The following is a 14,878-nucleotide window of genomic DNA, read 5'->3' on the forward strand; positions in this document are numbered from 1 at the left end:
CCCGATAGGCTTCGACGCTGCCGCCCTTGAAGATCGCCGCACCGGCGACCAGCACGCTGGCGCCGGCGGCGGTGACCAGCGGAGCGGTCTCGGGCGTGACGCCGCCGTCGATCTCGATGTCGATCGGGCGGTTGCCGATCAGTGCCTTGACCCGCCTGACCTTGTCGATGACCGCCGGAATGAAAGCCTGGCCGCCGAAGCCCGGATTGACGGTCATCAGAAGCACCAGATCGAGCCGGTCGAGGACATATTCGATGACGCTTTCCGGCGTCGACGGGTTCAGCGACACGCCGGCCTTCTTGCCGAGATTCCTGATTGCCTGCAGCGAACGGTCTAGGTGCGGCCCGGCCTCGGCGTGCACGGTGATGATGTCGCAGCCGGCATCGGCGAAGGCGGCGAGATAGGCGTCGGCCGGCGCGATCATCAGGTGGCAGTCGAAGATCTTGTCCGTTCGGTCACGGATCGCCTTGATCACCGGCGGACCGAAGGTGATGTTGGGCACGAAATGGCCATCCATCACGTCGAGATGGATCCAGTCGGCACCCGCCCGGACAACCGTCTCGACCTCGTCGCCGAGCCGCGAGAAGTCCGCAGAAAGCACCGAGGGCGCAATGATTGTCTTAGTACCCATGGTCGTCGGCTCCCATCCTGTCTTCCGTTTCCTGTCGCTGCACACCAACCGGCGTCATCTTGTCAGCGCGCCTTCGTCTCCGGCTCGCCTTCGAGCTTACCTTCCGCGAACACGCGGCTGCCGCGAATATCGGATTCCTCAATGGTGATAAGGTCGGTTTTCGTCAACGCCCGGTCGCGCGACGCAAAAAGCCGGTTGGCCTGGCGAAGCCGCGCCCGGTCGAGCCCATTGCGGACCGAGCGGGCGTTGGAGAAATGCGGCAGCCGCATGCGGATCGGGAGATACTCTTCGAGCGCCTTGGCCGCCGCCTCGCTGAGACGGTAATTCTGTTCCGCCAGCATGATCTCGGCGATCGATTTGAGCTCGCCGACGCCGTAGTCGGGAAAATCGAGGTGGTGGGCGATGCGCGAGCGCATGCCGGGATTGCTGTCGAAGAAGCGGTCCATCTTGTTCTTGTAGCCGGCAAGAATCACAACCAGATCGTCACGGTTGTTTTCCATGCATTGCAGCAGGATTTCGATCGATTCCTGGCCGTAGTCGCGTTCGTTCTCGGGTTTGTAGAGATAGTAGGCCTCGTCGATGAAAAGCACCCCGCCCATGGCGCGCTTGATCACTTCGCGGGTCTTGGGCGCGGTGTGACCCACATACTGGCCGACGAGATCGTCTCGCGTCACCGCGACCATGTGGCCTTCGCGGACATAGCCGAGACGATGCAGGATTTCGGCCATCCTCAGCGCCACGGTGGTCTTTCCGGTGCCGGGATTTCCGGTAAAGTTCATGTGCAGCGTCGGCGCGCCCGAGGTCAGCCCGAACCTGCGGCGAAGCCGGTCGACCAGGAGCAGCGCCGCGATCTCGCGGATGCGGGTCTTGATGGGCTTCAGGCCAACGAGTTCGCGGTCGAGCTTGTCCATCACCTCATCGATGTTGGACGCCTCGAACTCGGCCTGCAGATCGACCGATTCGTCCTGCGCGGCAGCGCCCTTTGCTATGGCGTCCAGCATGGTTCGGCTAGCTCCGTTCGCCTTCGGGCCTGTCGGTCGCATAAGGCACGATCGAATAGCCCTGGCTGCGGCCGTCGCGCTCCTGGCGCAGCAGCCGGAACCCCGGTTCGTTGGGCGGCCGGTTGACGATGAACGACATGCGCGGCGCTTCCCAGCCCTTGGTCGAATCGAAGGCGGTGACCCGGACATACATGTTGGGCATGGCTTTGCGGCAATTGTTGATTTCAAGCAGGATGCCCGCCGGGTCCTTCAGGTCGAACATCGGGTTGCCGTACATTTCCCAATAGGTGTTTCGCGGATGCGGATCGTCCGTGTACTCGACGCTGACAGCCCAGTGGTTTTTCAGCGCGTATTTGATCTGCGCCGAAATCTGCTCATCGGTCAGGTCGGGCAGGAACGAAAACTGTCCCTGCGTGACCTTGTTTCCCGGATTGGTCATCATGGCGACGGTTCCTTTCGTCTAGAAGCTGGGCGTTGCGGTTGGCACGAAGTCGGCCGTGTCGGTCGATTCGTAGTTGAAGGTGACGTCCTTCCAGGTCTCCAGGGCCGCCTTCAGCGGCGTGCACCATCTGGCCGCCTGTTCGAGGATTTTGGTCCCTTCGCGCAGATAGTCGCGGCCCTCGTTGCGGGCGAGGATCATCGCCTCCAACGCGACGCGATTGGCCGTCGCGCCGGCCTGGATGCCGTCCGGATGGCCGATCGTGCCGCCGCCGAACTGCAGGATGACGTCCTCGCCGAGATAATGGATCAGCTGGTGCATCTGGCCGGCATGGATGCCGCCCGAGGCGACGGGCATCACCTTGTTGAGCGAGGCCCAGTCCTGATCGAAGAACAGCCCGGTTTCGAGGTTCTGCGGCATGCGCTCCTCGCGCAGCGTGTCATAAAACCCCTTGATCATCAGCGGGTCGCCTTCCAGCTTGCCGACCACCGTGCCGGCATGGATGTGATCGACGCCGGCCATCCGCATCCATTTGCAGATGACGCGAAAATTCATGCCGTGGTTCTTCTGGCGCGAATAGGTCGAGTTGCCGGCGCGGTGCAGGTGCAGGATCATGTCGTTGCGGCGTGCCCACTTGGCCATCGACTGGATCGCCGTGTAGCCGATGACGAGGTCGATCATGACGATGCAGGAGCCAAGCTGTTTTGCGAATTCGGCGCGCTCGTACATCTCCTCCATCGTGCCGGCGGTGACGTTGAGATAATGGCCCTTGACTTCGCCGGTGGCGGCCGACGCCTTGTTCACAGCCTCCATGCAGTAGAGGAAGCGGTCGCGCCAGTGCATGAAGGGCTGCGAGTTGATGTTCTCGTCGTCCTTGACGAAGTCGAGGCCACCCTTCAGCGCCTCGTAGACGACGCGGCCGTAGTTGCGGCCTGACAGGCCAAGCTTCGGCTTCGTCGTCGCGCCGAGCAGCGGCCGCCCGAACTTGTCGAGCCGCTCGCGTTCCACCACGATGCCGGTCGCCGGGCCCTGGAAGGTTTTGAGGTAAGCCACCGGGACGCGCATATCCTCGAGCCGCAAGGCCTTGACCGCCTTGAAGCCGAACACGTTGCCGATGATCGATGCAGTCAGGTTGGCGATCGAGCCCGGCTCGAACAGGTCGAGGTCGTAGGCGATGTAGGCGAAGTACTGCTGCTCGGTCTTGGTGCCGGGACCTGTGTTCGGCACCGGCTCGGATCTGAACGCCTTGGCGCGGTAGAGTTCGCAGGCGGTCAGCCTGTCGGTCCACACCACGGTCCATGTCGCGGTCGAGGATTCACCGGCGATGGCGGCGGCCGCCTCCTCGTGGTCGACGCCGGGCTGCGGCGTGATCCGAAACATGGCGATCAGATCGGTCTCCTTGGGCCGGTAGTCCGGCTCCCAGTAGCCCATCTTCTTGTAGGGGATGACGCCCGACTTGTAGCGTTCCTTGCCTTCCTTGAGCGTGCCTGCTGATGGCATGTCGATCTTGTTCATGACAGGTCTCCTGTTTGCCGCTCAGGCGGCTTTCGCGGTTGCGATTTGCGGGTCGAGCTTTCCCGCGGCATAACGTTTCGCCATCTCGTCCATGGCGATAACCCTGATCTTCGAGGCGTTGCCCGCGGTGCCGAAGCGTTCGAAGCGATCGCGGCAAAGGTCGCGCAAGGCGTCCATGGCGGGTTTCAGGAATTTGCGCGGATCGAATTCGCGCGGGTCCTCCGTGGCGACGCGGCGGAACTGCCCGGCCATGGCCATACGGCAATCGGTATCAATGTTGACCTTGCGCACGCCGTAGCGGATGCCGCGCTCGATCTCCTCGACCGGGACGCCAAAGGTCTGGGGCATCTCGCCGCCATATTTGTTGATGATGTCCTGCAGTTCCTGCGGCACGGAGGAAGAGCCATGCATGACCAGATGCGTGTTGGGCAGCTTTTCGTGGATCGCCTCGATCACCTGCATGGCGAGGATGCCGCCGTCCGGCTTGCGGCTGAATTTGTAGGCGCCGTGCGAGGTGCCGCAGGCGATCGCCAGCGCGTCGACCTGGGTGGCGGTGACGAAGTCGACCGCCTGATCGGGATCGGTCAAAAGCTGGTCGTGGGAAAGCGCACCTTCGGCGCCATGGCCGTCCTCGGCCTCGCCCTGGCCGGTTTCCAGCGAGCCGAGCACGCCGAGCTCACCTTCGACGGAAGCGCCGACCCAATGCGCCATGCGGGCGACACGTTCGGTGATTGCGACGTTGTAATCGTAGCTCGCCGGCGTCTTGGCGTCCGCCATCAGCGAGCCGTCCATCATCACCGAGGTGAAGCCGTGGCGGATCGCCGAAAGGCAGGTGGCTTCGTTGTTGCCGTGATCCTGATGGATGCATAGCGGAATGGCCGGATGCATTTCGGTCAACGCCTCCATCATCTTGGCCAGCATGATGTCGTTGGCATAGGAGCGGGCGCCGCGTGAGGCCTGGATGATGACCGGCGCGTCGCAGGCCTTGGCCGCCTCCATGATGGCGAGGCCTTGTTCCATGTTGTTGATGTTGAATGCCGGAACGCCGTAGCCATGTTCGGCGGCATGGTCGAGAAGCTGGCGAAGGGTGATACGGGCCATTGTCGGGTCCTCTTAGCTGCGGAAGTTGGGCTAGATGATGAGCTTCAGCGCCGCTGCGGCGACGGCTTCGGGCGTGATGTCGAAATGCCGATAGAGATCCGGGGCAGGGGCGCTGGCGCCGAAACCGGCCATGCCGACGAAAGCGCCGGTGTCGCCGATCCAGCGGTCCCAGCCGAGCCGTGCCGCGGCTTCGACGGCAATGCGCGGCGCCGAGCCGAGGACGGACTTCCGGTAGTCTGCATCCTGTTCCTCGAATAGTTCCCAGCACGGCATCGAGACAACCGCGGCGGCGACGCCGTGCTCGGTCTCCAGCCGTTCGGCGGCGGCAACCGCGATCTCGACCTCCGAGCCGGTGGCGATCAGCGTCACGGCGCGGTGCTCGGCTGGCTCGCGCAGGACGTAGGCGCCCTGGCTGGTCCGGTTCTCGTCGCTATGTGCCTGGCGCAGCATCGGCAGGTTCTGGCGCGAGAGCACCAGCACGCTCGGTCGGTTCTCGCTCTTCAGCGCCAGCTCCCAGCACTCCGCCGTTTCGATGATGTCGGCCGGACGGAAGACGTTGAGGTTCGGCGTGGCCCGCAGCATCGCCAGGTGCTCGACCGGCTGGTGGGTCGGGCCGTCCTCGCCGAGACCGATGGAATCATGCGTCATCACATAGATGACGCGCTGGTCCATGAGCGCCGAGAGCCGCATCGCACCGCGCGCATAGTCGGCGAAGCACAGGAACGTGCCGCCATAAGGCACGAAGCCGCCATGCAGTGCGATGCCGTTCATGGCCGCGGCCATGCCGTGCTCGCGGATGCCGTAGTGGATGTAGCGGCCGGCATAGTCATCAGGCGCTATGCGATCCATGCCCTTGGTGATCGTCAGGTTGGAATGCGTCAGATCGGCGGAGCCGCCGACGGTCAGGTCGGTTGCGGCATTGATTGCGCCGAGCGCCATTTCGGAGGCTTTTCGCGTTGCAACCTTGGTTGCCTTCTCGACATGCTCCTTGCGGAACGCGCCGAGCGCTTCGAAGACCGCGTCGGGCAGGTTGCCGGCGACCGCGCTCTCAAAGGCCTGGCGCCGCGGCGAGGCGGCAAGCCGCTGCTCCCAGGCGTGGCGCGCCGCTTGCCCGCGATCGGCAATTTCGCGCCAAGTGAAAAGGATGTCGTCCGGCACCTCGAACGGCGCGTGGGTCCAGCCAATGTTTTCGCGTGTCGCGGCGATCTCTGCATCGCCCAGCGGCGCGCCATGCGTTTTCTCCGACCCGCCAAGATTGGGCGCGCCCTTGCCGATCACCGTGCGGCAGGCGATCAGGGACGGCCGGTCCGACTGCTGTGCTGTTTCGATTGCCGCAGCGACGGCTTCAATATCGTGGCCGTCCACCGATTGGACGTGCCATCCAGCGGCTTTGAACCGTGCCGGCTGGTCCATCGATGTCGACAGCGACGTCGGTCCGTCGATCGAGATCGCATTGTCGTCCCAGAAGACGATCAGCCGGGAGAGCTTCAGGTGACCGGCAAGGTCGATCGCCTCGTGGCTGATGCCTTCCTGCAGGCAGCCGTCGCCAGCGATCACGTAGGTGAAATGGTCGACGAGGTCGGCGCTGTGGCGGGCAGCGAGCATGCGCTCCGCCAGGGCCATGCCGACGGCGGTCGAAATGCCTTGTCCAAGCGGACCGGTCGTCGTCTCGATGCCGAGCGCATGGCCATATTCCGGATGTCCGGCGGTGCGGCTGCCCAGCTGGCGAAACCGCTGCAATTCCTCGATCGGCATGTCTTCAAAGCCGAGCAGGTAATGCAGCGCATATTGCAGCATCGAGCCGTGCCCGGCCGAAAGCACGAAGCGGTCGCGATCGGGCCAGTTGGGCGCCGACGGATCGATGTTGATGAAGCGGCTGAACAGTACCGTTGCGACATCGGCCATGCCCATCGGCATGCCCGGATGGCCGGAATTGGCCTTTTGGACGCTGTCCATCGCCAGTGCGCGAATGGCGTTCGCCATGTCGCGCTCCGAGACGGCGGCGACGGGCTTCAATGCTGCGGCTTGGCTGTTCATGGCGTCCTCCTCACGACACACGGTTCTTGCGTTCGATCAATTGCAGGATCAGCGGCGTCAGGATCAGCTGCATGGCAAGATCGAGCTTGTTGCCTGGCACCACGATGGAATTCGGCCGCGACATGAACGAGTCGTGGATCATCGAAAGCAGGTAGGGGAAATCGATGCCGCGGGGATTGGCGAAGCGGATGACCAGCATCGATTCGTCAGGCGTCGGAATCCAGCGCGCGATGAATGGGTTGGACGTGTCGACGATCGGCACGCGCTGGAAGTTGATGGCGGTCTGCGAGAATTGCGGGACGATGTAGCGGACGTAGTCCGGCATGCGGCGCAGGATCACGTCCATCACCGCCTCGGTGGAATAGCCGCGCGTTGCGCGGTCGCGGTGGATCTTCTGGATCCATTCGAGATTTATGACCGGCACCACACCGATCCTAAGGTCCGCGTGCTTGGCTAGGTTGATCTTGTCGGTGACGACGCAGCCATGCAGGCCCTCGTAGAAGAGCAGGTCACTCGGTGGGAATTCGCGCCATTCGGTAAAATGTCCCGGCGGCGTGCCGTATTGCTTCTCCTCGTCCTCGTCATGGATGTAGGTGCGGGTCTTTCCGGTTCCCCGGCGGCCATATTCCTCAAACACCTCTTCGAGGATTGCGAGTTCGTTGGCCTCGGCATTGAAGTGGGTGAAGTTCGGATTGCCCGCCTTCTCTTCCTCGGCCACCTTTGTCTTCATCGTGGCGCGATCGTAGCGGTGAAAGGCATCGCCTTCGATGAAAGCGGCCTCGATATTCTCGCGCCGGAAGATCAGATCGAAGATGCGCTTGACCGAGGTGGTGCCTGCGCCCGACGACCCGGTGATGGTGATGATGGGGTGCTTTGCCGACATGGTGCTCAGGCCCTGAACAGGCCGCGGCGGCTGAACAGCGGCGCACGCTCGCCGATGGCGCTGGGTTCGGTGTGATAGCGGGTGATGCGCGCGACTTCCCGCGCCGATCCGAACACCACGGGCACGCGCTGATGCAGGCTCTCGGGTTCGATTTCGAGGATGCGGGTGATCGTATCGGTGGCGGCACCGGCCGCCTGTTCGATGAGATAGGCGATCGGGTTAGCCTCATAGACGAGGCGCAGCCGGCCCTGGCGATAACCCTTGCGCTTGTCGCCGGGATACAGGAATACACCGCCGCGCATCAATATGCGGTAGCAGTCGGCGACCAGGGAGGCGATCCAGCGCATGTTGAACTCCTTCTCTCGTGGGCCTTCGATACCTTCGAGGCAATCGTCGATGTAGAGCCGCACCGCCTCGTCCCAATGCCGGTAGTTAGCGGCGTTGATGGCGAATTCCTGGGTGCGCTGCGGGATGATCCGGCTTTCGTAGGCCTGGACGAAGGTGCCGAGCCTGGTCGAGAGAACGAAGACATGCGTGCCGCTGCCGAGCGACAGAACCAGCGCCAGCTGTGGCCCGTAGATGAAGAAGCCGGCCCCCAGCTGGTTCACGCCTGCCTGCAAAAAAGAGGCGGCCGGATTCTCATCCGGCGCGCCAGTCACAGGGAGGAGCGAGAAGATCGTTCCGATCGACACATTGGTGTCGATGTTGGAGGAGCCGTCGAGCGGGTCGATGGCGATGGCGAGAGGTGCTTTGCTGTCGAGCAGGACCGGCTGCTCCAGTTCCTCGGAGGCGTAGAGCGCTACCGGAGCGTGGCGCATGGCGTCGAGGAAGATGTCGTCGGCGAAGATGTCGAGATCCTTCTGGATGTCGCCGTCGGCATTGGCGCCGCGGGTCCCGGCAAAGGCGGTGCCGAGCACGCCTTGATTGATGGTGTTGCGGATCTGGGTGGCGGCCTGCGTCAGCTGGCGGATGGTTGCCACGACTGCCGAGCGCAACTCGTCCGGTGGGCCGAGATAGGAATTCAGAAAAGCGTCGAGCGTTGCCGCTGGCATCGTGACCTCCCATCCAGCCGCATCTCCTCGGATCGGCCGGATTGGGAAATGAGAACAAACGGCATCGGATAAGTAAAATTCAATAACTTTACTTCCGTAGTAAAAAAAATTTAGTATGGCATATGAGAAACCTCACGCTCAAGCAATTCAAGACCGTCCAGGCAATCATCAGCCACGGGAAAATCGTCAGCGCAGCCAAGGTGTTAGGCCTGTCTCCTCCAGCGGTGACAATCCAGTTGCGGCAAGTGGAGGAGGAGTTCCAGCTTGCCTTGTTCGACCGGACGTCGGACGGCATGCGTCCCACTGCCGCAGGCCTGGCTTTCGTCGAGACGGCGCAGGCCATCGAAGAGCGGCTTCGCCTGCTCGAAGACAAGATGGATGCGATCAAGGGCGTGCGCATCGGCAGCTTGAGGCTCGGCGTCGTTTCCACCGCCAAATATTTCGCGCCGCGGCTCATGGCCGGCTTCATGAAGGAACATCCCGACATCGACATGCGGCTTGCCATCGGCAACCGCGCCGAAACGATCGACAGGCTGAAGAACCACGACATCGACATCGCACTGATGGGACGCCCGGCGAAGGAAGTCCCGGTGCGTGCTTCGGTCTTCGGGGACCACCCGCTGGTCATCATTGCGCCGCCCGACCACCCGCTGGCTTCGGCGCGCGAGATATCCAAGGAGCGGATCGCCGAAGAGCACTTCCTCATTCGCGAGCCCGGCTCCGGCACGCGTATCTCGCTGGAAATATTCCTGAGCGACGTGCCCGGGCGCATCGACGATCTCGGCGTCGAGATGGGCTCGAACGAAACCATCAAGCAAGCGGTGATGGCCGGGCTCGGCATCGCCTTCATCTCTGCCCACACCATCGCCGCGGAAACCGAAGCTGGCCGGCTGGTCATCCTCGACGTTGTCGGCATGCCGATCCGCCGGCAATGGTTTTCGGTGATGCGCAGCGATCACGCGATCTCGCCGGCCATGGCGACATTCCACGATTTCCTGATGCGCAAGGGCGCGATGTACCTGCCCCTGTTCGGCAAGCTCTATCCGCATGCCAGAGCGGGATGACCTTGGACGGGCGACCCGAACGACCGACAGACCAAACGCCAGAGATCGCGAGATAGCTCCGAGAAGGGAGTGGAGAACGCCCGACGACCGTTGGCGTTAGATAAGCGATATGTTATGTTGCAGTGCGAAAGAACAGGGGCCACGTCCTTTCCACCCGTAAGCGATCTGTATGTGCAACCCCTGCAGACTGGTCGGTATTTCGGAAACCTCCCGGGCATGGGGTTCGGGAATTCGATGGGGACAAGGGGTAATGCTTTACACGCTCGTTATGATGGTCTGCCTGACGGATGTGCCGCAGACCTGTGAACAACGCGAACAGATGGTGGACGGCCTGGCTATGAATCCCGGGACCGCCTTCATGCAGGCGCAGCCGCTGGTGGCCCAGTGGATCGAGACGCATCCCGGTTATTTCGTGCGGCGCTGGCGCGTGCTGCCCGGCCGGGAATCGTGAGATCCGCCGCGAAGATCGAATGAGGTTCTACTTCTTCGCGGCGAGCGTTTCCGAAACGACCTTGGACAGTTGATATAGCCGCTGCTCGATTATCGTCGGCACGTCACAGACGTAAGTCAGCGATTGGACGCGTTCGTTGAAAATTCGCGTTGCGAATTTCAGCTGTTCGGTTCGCCGTTCGACCTCGTCGGGATCCGCATCGGGCTTTGCCCGCAACGCATCGACGTCGGACGCTTCCTTGCGCAAGGCGGCGGCCATCTCGAGCTGCTTGTGGGCGTAACGGGAAATGCCTGAGATCACGTGCGAACGCTCGGTGTCCATGTGATCGAACATGCCTTGCACCAGCATCGCCATTTTCGGCGCAAGCTGCTCGGCCGGCAACGAGGCGGCGAAATCCTTGATCTTCTTTTGGGCTTCGGCAATCGGCATCCTGCGGGCTGCCACCTCCTCGACCAGGGCGGAGACGGCAGGGTCTTTCGACAGGTCCTTCGCCGCTGGGGGAAGCTCCGGCCCGTTCCAGATCTGGCCGAGCGAGAGCTGCGGCACCTTGCGCTGTATGCAGGGCCAGTCCGGATCGTTGTTCGCCGCCGCCCTAGCGTTCATGCTCGGCGCGAGCATGGCAGCCACAGCCAGGCTGCGAACAAGACTCATTCGTGCCATCAGGCATTTCCTCCCGTGTCCTGTTTCCGGCTTATCAGGCCGCGCGAAGGGTCGTAGGCGATGATGGCGGCGGCAAGGAACAGCAGCGTGCAGCCGGCAACGACGCCCAGCGACAGCCAGTCAATCTGGCCGTAAAAGGCGAAGCGGATCAGTTCGACGGCGTAGGTGAACGGATTGGCGAGGCAGATTTTGTAGAGCAGCGGGCTCGCCTCCTGGATGCGCCACAGGGGGTAGAGCGCCGGAGAGGCGAAATAGCCGGGAAAGATGACGAAGTTCATGATGCCGGCGAAGTTTTCGAGCTGCTTGATCATCGAGGACAAAAGCATGCCGAGCGCGCAAAGCATCATGCCCGACAGGAACAGCGCCGGCAGCACCATGAGATAGCCGAGCGGCGGCGCCTTGACGCCCCAGAACCAGGCAACGATCAGGAACGCGTAGACCTGCGCGATCGATACGGCGACACCGGCGAGCATCTTCGACACCAGCAGGAACCAGCGCGGGAAGGGGCTGACCAGCAAGGTGCGCATGTTGCCCATCTCGCGGTCATAGACCATCGACAGCGAAGACTGCATGCCCGAGAACAGCAGGATCATGCCGCACAGGCCAGGCGTGATGTAGACCTCGTAAAGCACGTAGGTCTTGTAGGGCGGGATGATCGATACACCGAGCACCTGCCGAAATCCGGCGGCAAAGATGAACAGCCAGATAAGCGGCCGAACCAGCGAGGATATGAAGCGCTCGCGCTGGTGCAGGAAGCGCAGGCACTCCCGCAGGACGACGCCTTTGAGGCAAATGAGATAGTTGCCGAGGCCGAATTTCTCGAACCTCACCGGCATGACGCCTGCGACTTTTTCGGGCATTGCGGGAGCACTCATGGCGATATCTCCGCGGTGCCGGCTGCCTCGATGCGGCTGAGCTTCGAAAAAGCGTCGCGGATCGAACTGGCGCCGCTCGTCCTGACGACATCGGCCACCTTGCCTCTGGCGACCAGTTCACCCTGCCGCAGCACGACGACATGGTCGCCGTCTTCAACCTCGTCGATCAGGTGCGTCGCCCACAGCACGCCAATGCCTTCGGTTTCGACGAGCTTGCGGATGGTGGCGAGAATGCCGGCGCGCGACTGGATGTCGAGACCGACGGTCGCCTCGTCGAGCAGCAGCAGGGCAGGGCGGTGGAGCAGCGCCCTGGCGATCTCGATGCGCCGCATTTGGCCACCGGAAAGACTGCGTGCCTTGTCATGCTGACGGCCTGGCATGTCGACAATATCGAGCAGCGCGGCAATGCGCTGCCGCGCCTCGCGTCCTCCGATGCCATGCAGCGCGGCATGGTAGGAGAGGTTCTGGTGGACGCTGAGGTCGAGGTCGAGCGTGCGGGCCTGGAACACGATGCCGACACGCCTGAGCGCCTCGCCCGAAGCGCGGCTGACGTCATGGCCGAAGATGCGGATCGATCCGCGGCGCGTGTCGTAGAGATGGCTGATCAGCGAGAACAGCGTTGTCTTGCCGGCGCCGTTGAGGCCGAGAAGAACGGTGAACGTCGCCGGCGCGATCGAGAATGAGACGTCGTTGAGCGCCCGCTTCGGACCATAGGAATGGCTGACGCCGGCGACATCGAGCGCCGCCCCCTCATCTCCTGACCCGCTTGTCCTCACATGCTGCACGCCGGCTCGCTCCCTGTCGTCGACGATAGTCTAGCACACCGGAAGTCTGGCACACCGGCAGTCTGGCGCACCGGGCCCGCTCGCACAGGTCCTGCTTTCCGGTGACCCTACTTGATCGTGATCGTGCCTTTCATGCCCCTGTCGGCAAGGTCGGGCACCGACCATGTGTAGATGCCGGGCCTCACGGTGGTGAACTGTACCTGGATGGTGCCGTCGGCGTCGAATTCGAGCCATGCGGGTGCGCCGTTCATGTGCACCTCGAGGTCGTTGATGACGATCTGGTTGTTCCACACATTGCGGAACAGGTCTGTATGGAACTTGTACTCCAGCCCGCCCGCCGCCGTGATCTTCCAGCGATAGCCCTGGCCGGCGATCAGCTGGAAGTCCTTCTGGTTGGCGGTGAACTGGTCTTCCTTGGTGCCGAGGATAAGTTCCGGCACGTCCTTGCTGGCCCGGGTTGCCTTCTCGGCCTCGGGACTGGCATCCGTTTTGGTGGCCGCACCGGCGGCTGCGTCGTCGTCATCGCCGTCGTTGTCCTGCGCCAAGACCTGGCCTTGCGTCAGTGCCATGCCCACCAGCGCCGCGAAAGCGAGCACCCGAAATTTCCGCATGATGTCATGCCCTTATGCTGTTTTTCTGTCTGTTTGATTCATTGGTTCAATTGGGCGAGACGACGACGCCCCACGGCAGCGCGCCGACGGTCACCGACTGCACGGGCTCGTCGGTTGCCACGTCGATGAAGGTGATGTCATTCGAGACGCCGTTGGTCGAGATGATGGTCTTCTGGTCCGGGGTGAAGGCGAGCTGCCAGACGCGCTGGCCGACCAGCACGTATTTCTCGACCTCGTATGTCTCGGTATTGACCACCGCGACGCGGTTGGCCGGTCCGAGCGCCACATAGGCTTTCTTGCCGTCGGCGGTGATGCGCAAACCGACCGGCTGGATGGATTCGGCCCTCAGGCCGGCAACCTCGAAGGTGATTTTCTGGACAACTTCGCGCGTTTGATTGTCGATTACCGAAACCGTGCCCCCGATCTCGGCACTCACCCAGGCCTGCTTGCCGTCGGGCGTGAACTCGACGAAGCGCGGGCGCGCATCCACCAGCACGTTGTCGGTGATCTCGTGGGTCGACGTATCGATGAAATGCGCCATGTTCGTCGTTTCCGACGTGTTGATCATGGTCTTTCCGTCCGGGCTGACGCCCATGCCTTCCGGTTCGACGCCGACCGGGATCTCAGACAACACCTTCTTGCTCTCTATGTCGATGACGGTGACGAGATTGTCGTCCTCATTGGCGACGTAGAGCGTCTTGCCGTCAGGCGACAACACGAAGAGTTCCGGGTCGGGTCCGGAAGGCAAGGTATCGACGATCTCCAGGGTTGCCGTGTCGATCACCTCGATCGAATCATCGTCGCTGGCGCAGAGATAGACGTGCTTGCCGTCATGCGAGATGGTGATGCCGCGCGGACGCTGCCCGACATTGACGGTCTTCACCACCTGCATCGTCGCTGTGTCGACGACGCTCATCGTGTTGTCTTTCTCGTTGGAAACATAGGCCATGTAGGCCGACGCCGGGCCGGCCATGAAGCCGGTCGCCAGAATGGCGAGCGCGTAAGCTCCTCTGTGCACTGAAACTCCCTCCCAATTGGTTCTATTTAAGCACGCATTTTGTTTCCGGCTCATCGACCCCGAGCGTATCGAGCTCCGACACCTGGTGCAAAAAACCTTCCTGCGGCGATGTCGAGACGACCGATCGGCCGTCGCCGAGGAAGATCGGCTGCCTCAACTGCTGGTTCCACTTGCGGAAAGTCAGTTTCTGCCCCTTGAAGGCGGCAATCGAAAAATCGTCAGAGCGGATGAAATCGGCCATCTTCCGCGGGTCGGCGCCCTGGGTGCGGGTCGCCGCCTCGCCGAGAATGCGCACCGCGGTCCATGCCGCCATGTCCTTCGACACCATGCGGCGGCCGTTTGCCTTGGCGAAGCGGTTCTGGATCTGGGTGCCGCCCCATTGCTCGCTGGCCGGATGCCAGGCCGACGGGGTGAGGCCGGCGGTGCCGGCGACCGGCCGCGGAGTCCAGGTGCGGAACGGAACATAGGTGCCGAACACCTCGCTTTCGTCGGCAACCAGCACCACGTCGGTCCGCCGTGCCGTGCCGGTGTCCTTGAATTCCTTTTCGCCGACGATCTCACCGCCGAAGCGCGTCGCCGCCCGGCGCAGCGCCTCGGCAAAAAGCTGGTCGCGCTCGTGCGAGCCGTAGATCAGCACCCAGCGCCGCCATTGCTTCCAGATGAGATATTGCGCCAGCCCGTCAGCCAGCATGCTGCGCGTCGGGATGGTGTGGAAGATGTTGGCGCGGCATTCCTCCTCGCGAAGACTGTCGTCG

At 62.7% G+C, this 14,878-nt stretch carries 16 protein-coding genes; 2 read left to right on the forward strand and 14 right to left on the reverse strand.

The features are described from left to right. The 8 genes from rpe to E5W87_RS25675 form a co-directional block, all read right to left on the reverse strand. On the reverse strand, positions 1–631 hold a 631-nt coding region (gene rpe / locus E5W87_RS25640; protein ID WP_292404001.1), incomplete at its 3' end, for a ribulose-phosphate 3-epimerase. A gap of 62 nt (positions 632–693) precedes the next feature. Next, positions 694–1,632 (reverse strand): CbbX protein, encoded by a 939-nt coding sequence (gene cbbX / locus E5W87_RS25645; RefSeq protein WP_292404005.1) that lies wholly within the window; start codon positions 1,630–1,632, stop codon positions 694–696. Positions 1,633–1,639: 7 nt separating this feature from the next. After that, positions 1,640–2,074: a ribulose bisphosphate carboxylase small subunit gene (locus E5W87_RS25650; RefSeq protein ID WP_292404010.1), complete on the reverse strand. Its 435-nt coding sequence runs from the start codon at positions 2,072–2,074 to the stop codon at positions 1,640–1,642. Between the two features lie 18 nt (positions 2,075–2,092). After that, positions 2,093–3,571: a ribulose-bisphosphate carboxylase large subunit gene (locus E5W87_RS25655; RefSeq protein ID WP_292404031.1), complete on the reverse strand. Its 1,479-nt coding sequence runs from the start codon at positions 3,569–3,571 to the stop codon at positions 2,093–2,095. A gap of 36 nt (positions 3,572–3,607) precedes the next feature. After that, positions 3,608–4,687, reverse strand: a complete 1,080-nt coding sequence (gene fba, locus E5W87_RS25660) for a class II fructose-bisphosphate aldolase (protein ID WP_095489014.1) — start codon at positions 4,685–4,687, stop codon at positions 3,608–3,610. Positions 4,688–4,717: 30 nt separating this feature from the next. Continuing rightward, on the reverse strand, positions 4,718–6,724 hold the full coding sequence (gene tkt, locus E5W87_RS25665; RefSeq protein WP_292404013.1) for a transketolase: 2,007 nt from the start codon (positions 6,722–6,724) through the stop codon (positions 4,718–4,720). A 10-nt stretch (positions 6,725–6,734) separates the two neighbouring features. After that, positions 6,735–7,607 carry a phosphoribulokinase gene (locus E5W87_RS25670; RefSeq protein WP_126105417.1) on the reverse strand — a complete coding sequence of 291 codons (873 nt, stop codon included), beginning with the start codon at positions 7,605–7,607 and terminating at the stop codon, positions 6,735–6,737. A 5-nt stretch (positions 7,608–7,612) separates the two neighbouring features. Continuing rightward, positions 7,613–8,659: a class 1 fructose-bisphosphatase gene (locus E5W87_RS25675; protein WP_292404018.1), complete on the reverse strand. Its 1,047-nt coding sequence runs from the start codon at positions 8,657–8,659 to the stop codon at positions 7,613–7,615. Between the two features lie 122 nt (positions 8,660–8,781). Here E5W87_RS25675 and E5W87_RS25680 point away from each other — a divergent pair, with 122 nt between their 5' ends. Together E5W87_RS25680 and E5W87_RS25685 are read left to right on the forward strand one after the other, a co-directional pair. Further along, a complete protein-coding gene (locus tag E5W87_RS25680; RefSeq protein ID WP_292404021.1) occupies positions 8,782–9,723 on the forward strand; it encodes a LysR family transcriptional regulator in 942 nt (313 codons plus the stop codon). A gap of 250 nt (positions 9,724–9,973) precedes the next feature. Then, the gene (locus E5W87_RS25685) at positions 9,974–10,174 is read left to right on the forward strand and encodes a hypothetical protein (RefSeq protein ID WP_126105420.1); all 201 of its coding nucleotides are present in this window, start codon (positions 9,974–9,976) and stop codon (positions 10,172–10,174) included. 27 nt (positions 10,175–10,201) lie between these two features. Here the strand turns inward: E5W87_RS25685 and E5W87_RS25690 are convergent, their stop codons facing one another. The 6 genes from E5W87_RS25690 to E5W87_RS25715 all read right to left on the reverse strand — a co-directional run. Then, positions 10,202–10,834: a hypothetical protein gene (locus E5W87_RS25690; RefSeq protein WP_292404023.1), complete on the reverse strand. Its 633-nt coding sequence runs from the start codon at positions 10,832–10,834 to the stop codon at positions 10,202–10,204. Next, positions 10,834–11,670, reverse strand: coding sequence for an ABC transporter permease (locus E5W87_RS25695; RefSeq protein ID WP_292404034.1), 837 nt, complete (start codon positions 11,668–11,670; stop codon positions 10,834–10,836). Before E5W87_RS25695 ends, E5W87_RS25690 begins: the two co-directional genes overlap by 1 nt. 35 nt (positions 11,671–11,705) lie before the next feature. After that, entirely contained in the window at positions 11,706–12,494 is a 789-nt protein-coding gene (locus E5W87_RS25700; RefSeq protein WP_292404026.1) for an ATP-binding cassette domain-containing protein, read from the reverse strand. A 107-nt stretch (positions 12,495–12,601) separates the two neighbouring features. Further along, a complete protein-coding gene (locus E5W87_RS25705) occupies positions 12,602–13,105 on the reverse strand; it encodes a hypothetical protein (protein ID WP_292404028.1) in 504 nt (167 codons plus the stop codon). 46 nt (positions 13,106–13,151) lie between these two features. Then, the gene (locus E5W87_RS25710) at positions 13,152–14,078 is read right to left on the reverse strand and encodes a YVTN family beta-propeller repeat protein (protein WP_292404037.1); all 927 of its coding nucleotides are present in this window, start codon (positions 14,076–14,078) and stop codon (positions 13,152–13,154) included. Between the two features lie 67 nt (positions 14,079–14,145). Next, positions 14,146–14,878 (reverse strand): ABC transporter substrate-binding protein (locus tag E5W87_RS25715; protein WP_367118875.1); only part of this gene is annotated, 733 nt, incomplete at its 5' end.

The sequence above is a fragment of the Mesorhizobium sp. genome, from assembly GCF_004962925.1.
Lineage (GTDB): Bacteria > Pseudomonadota > Alphaproteobacteria > Rhizobiales > Rhizobiaceae > Mesorhizobium.

Excerpts from the sequence above, each read along its gene's own strand:
- tkt (WP_292404013.1), bottom strand. The coding sequence starts at position 6,724 with ATGAACAGCCAAGCCGCAGCATTGAAGCCCGTCGCCGCCGTCTCGGAG.
- E5W87_RS25705 (WP_292404028.1), bottom strand. The coding sequence starts at position 13,105 with ATGCGGAAATTTCGGGTGCTCGCTTTCGCGGCGCTGGTGGGCATGGCA.
- E5W87_RS25695 (WP_292404034.1), bottom strand. The coding sequence starts at position 11,670 with ATGCCGGTGAGGTTCGAGAAATTCGGCCTCGGCAACTATCTCATTTGC.
- E5W87_RS25655 (WP_292404031.1), bottom strand. The coding sequence starts at position 3,571 with ATGCCATCAGCAGGCACGCTCAAGGAAGGCAAGGAACGCTACAAGTCG.
- E5W87_RS25680 (WP_292404021.1), top strand. The coding sequence starts at position 8,782 with ATGAGAAACCTCACGCTCAAGCAATTCAAGACCGTCCAGGCAATCATC.
- E5W87_RS25650 (WP_292404010.1), bottom strand. The coding sequence starts at position 2,074 with ATGATGACCAATCCGGGAAACAAGGTCACGCAGGGACAGTTTTCGTTC.
- E5W87_RS25690 (WP_292404023.1), bottom strand. The coding sequence starts at position 10,834 with ATGGCACGAATGAGTCTTGTTCGCAGCCTGGCTGTGGCTGCCATGCTC.
- E5W87_RS25710 (WP_292404037.1), bottom strand. The coding sequence starts at position 14,078 with ATGGCCGGCCCGGCGTCGGCCTACATGGCCTATGTTTCCAACGAGAAA.
- fba (WP_095489014.1), bottom strand. The coding sequence starts at position 4,687 with ATGGCCCGTATCACCCTTCGCCAGCTTCTCGACCATGCCGCCGAACAT.
- E5W87_RS25675 (WP_292404018.1), bottom strand. The coding sequence starts at position 8,659 with ATGCCAGCGGCAACGCTCGACGCTTTTCTGAATTCCTATCTCGGCCCA.
- E5W87_RS25685 (WP_126105420.1), top strand. The coding sequence starts at position 9,974 with ATGCTTTACACGCTCGTTATGATGGTCTGCCTGACGGATGTGCCGCAG.
- E5W87_RS25670 (WP_126105417.1), bottom strand. The coding sequence starts at position 7,607 with ATGTCGGCAAAGCACCCCATCATCACCATCACCGGGTCGTCGGGCGCA.
- cbbX (WP_292404005.1), bottom strand. The coding sequence starts at position 1,632 with ATGCTGGACGCCATAGCAAAGGGCGCTGCCGCGCAGGACGAATCGGTC.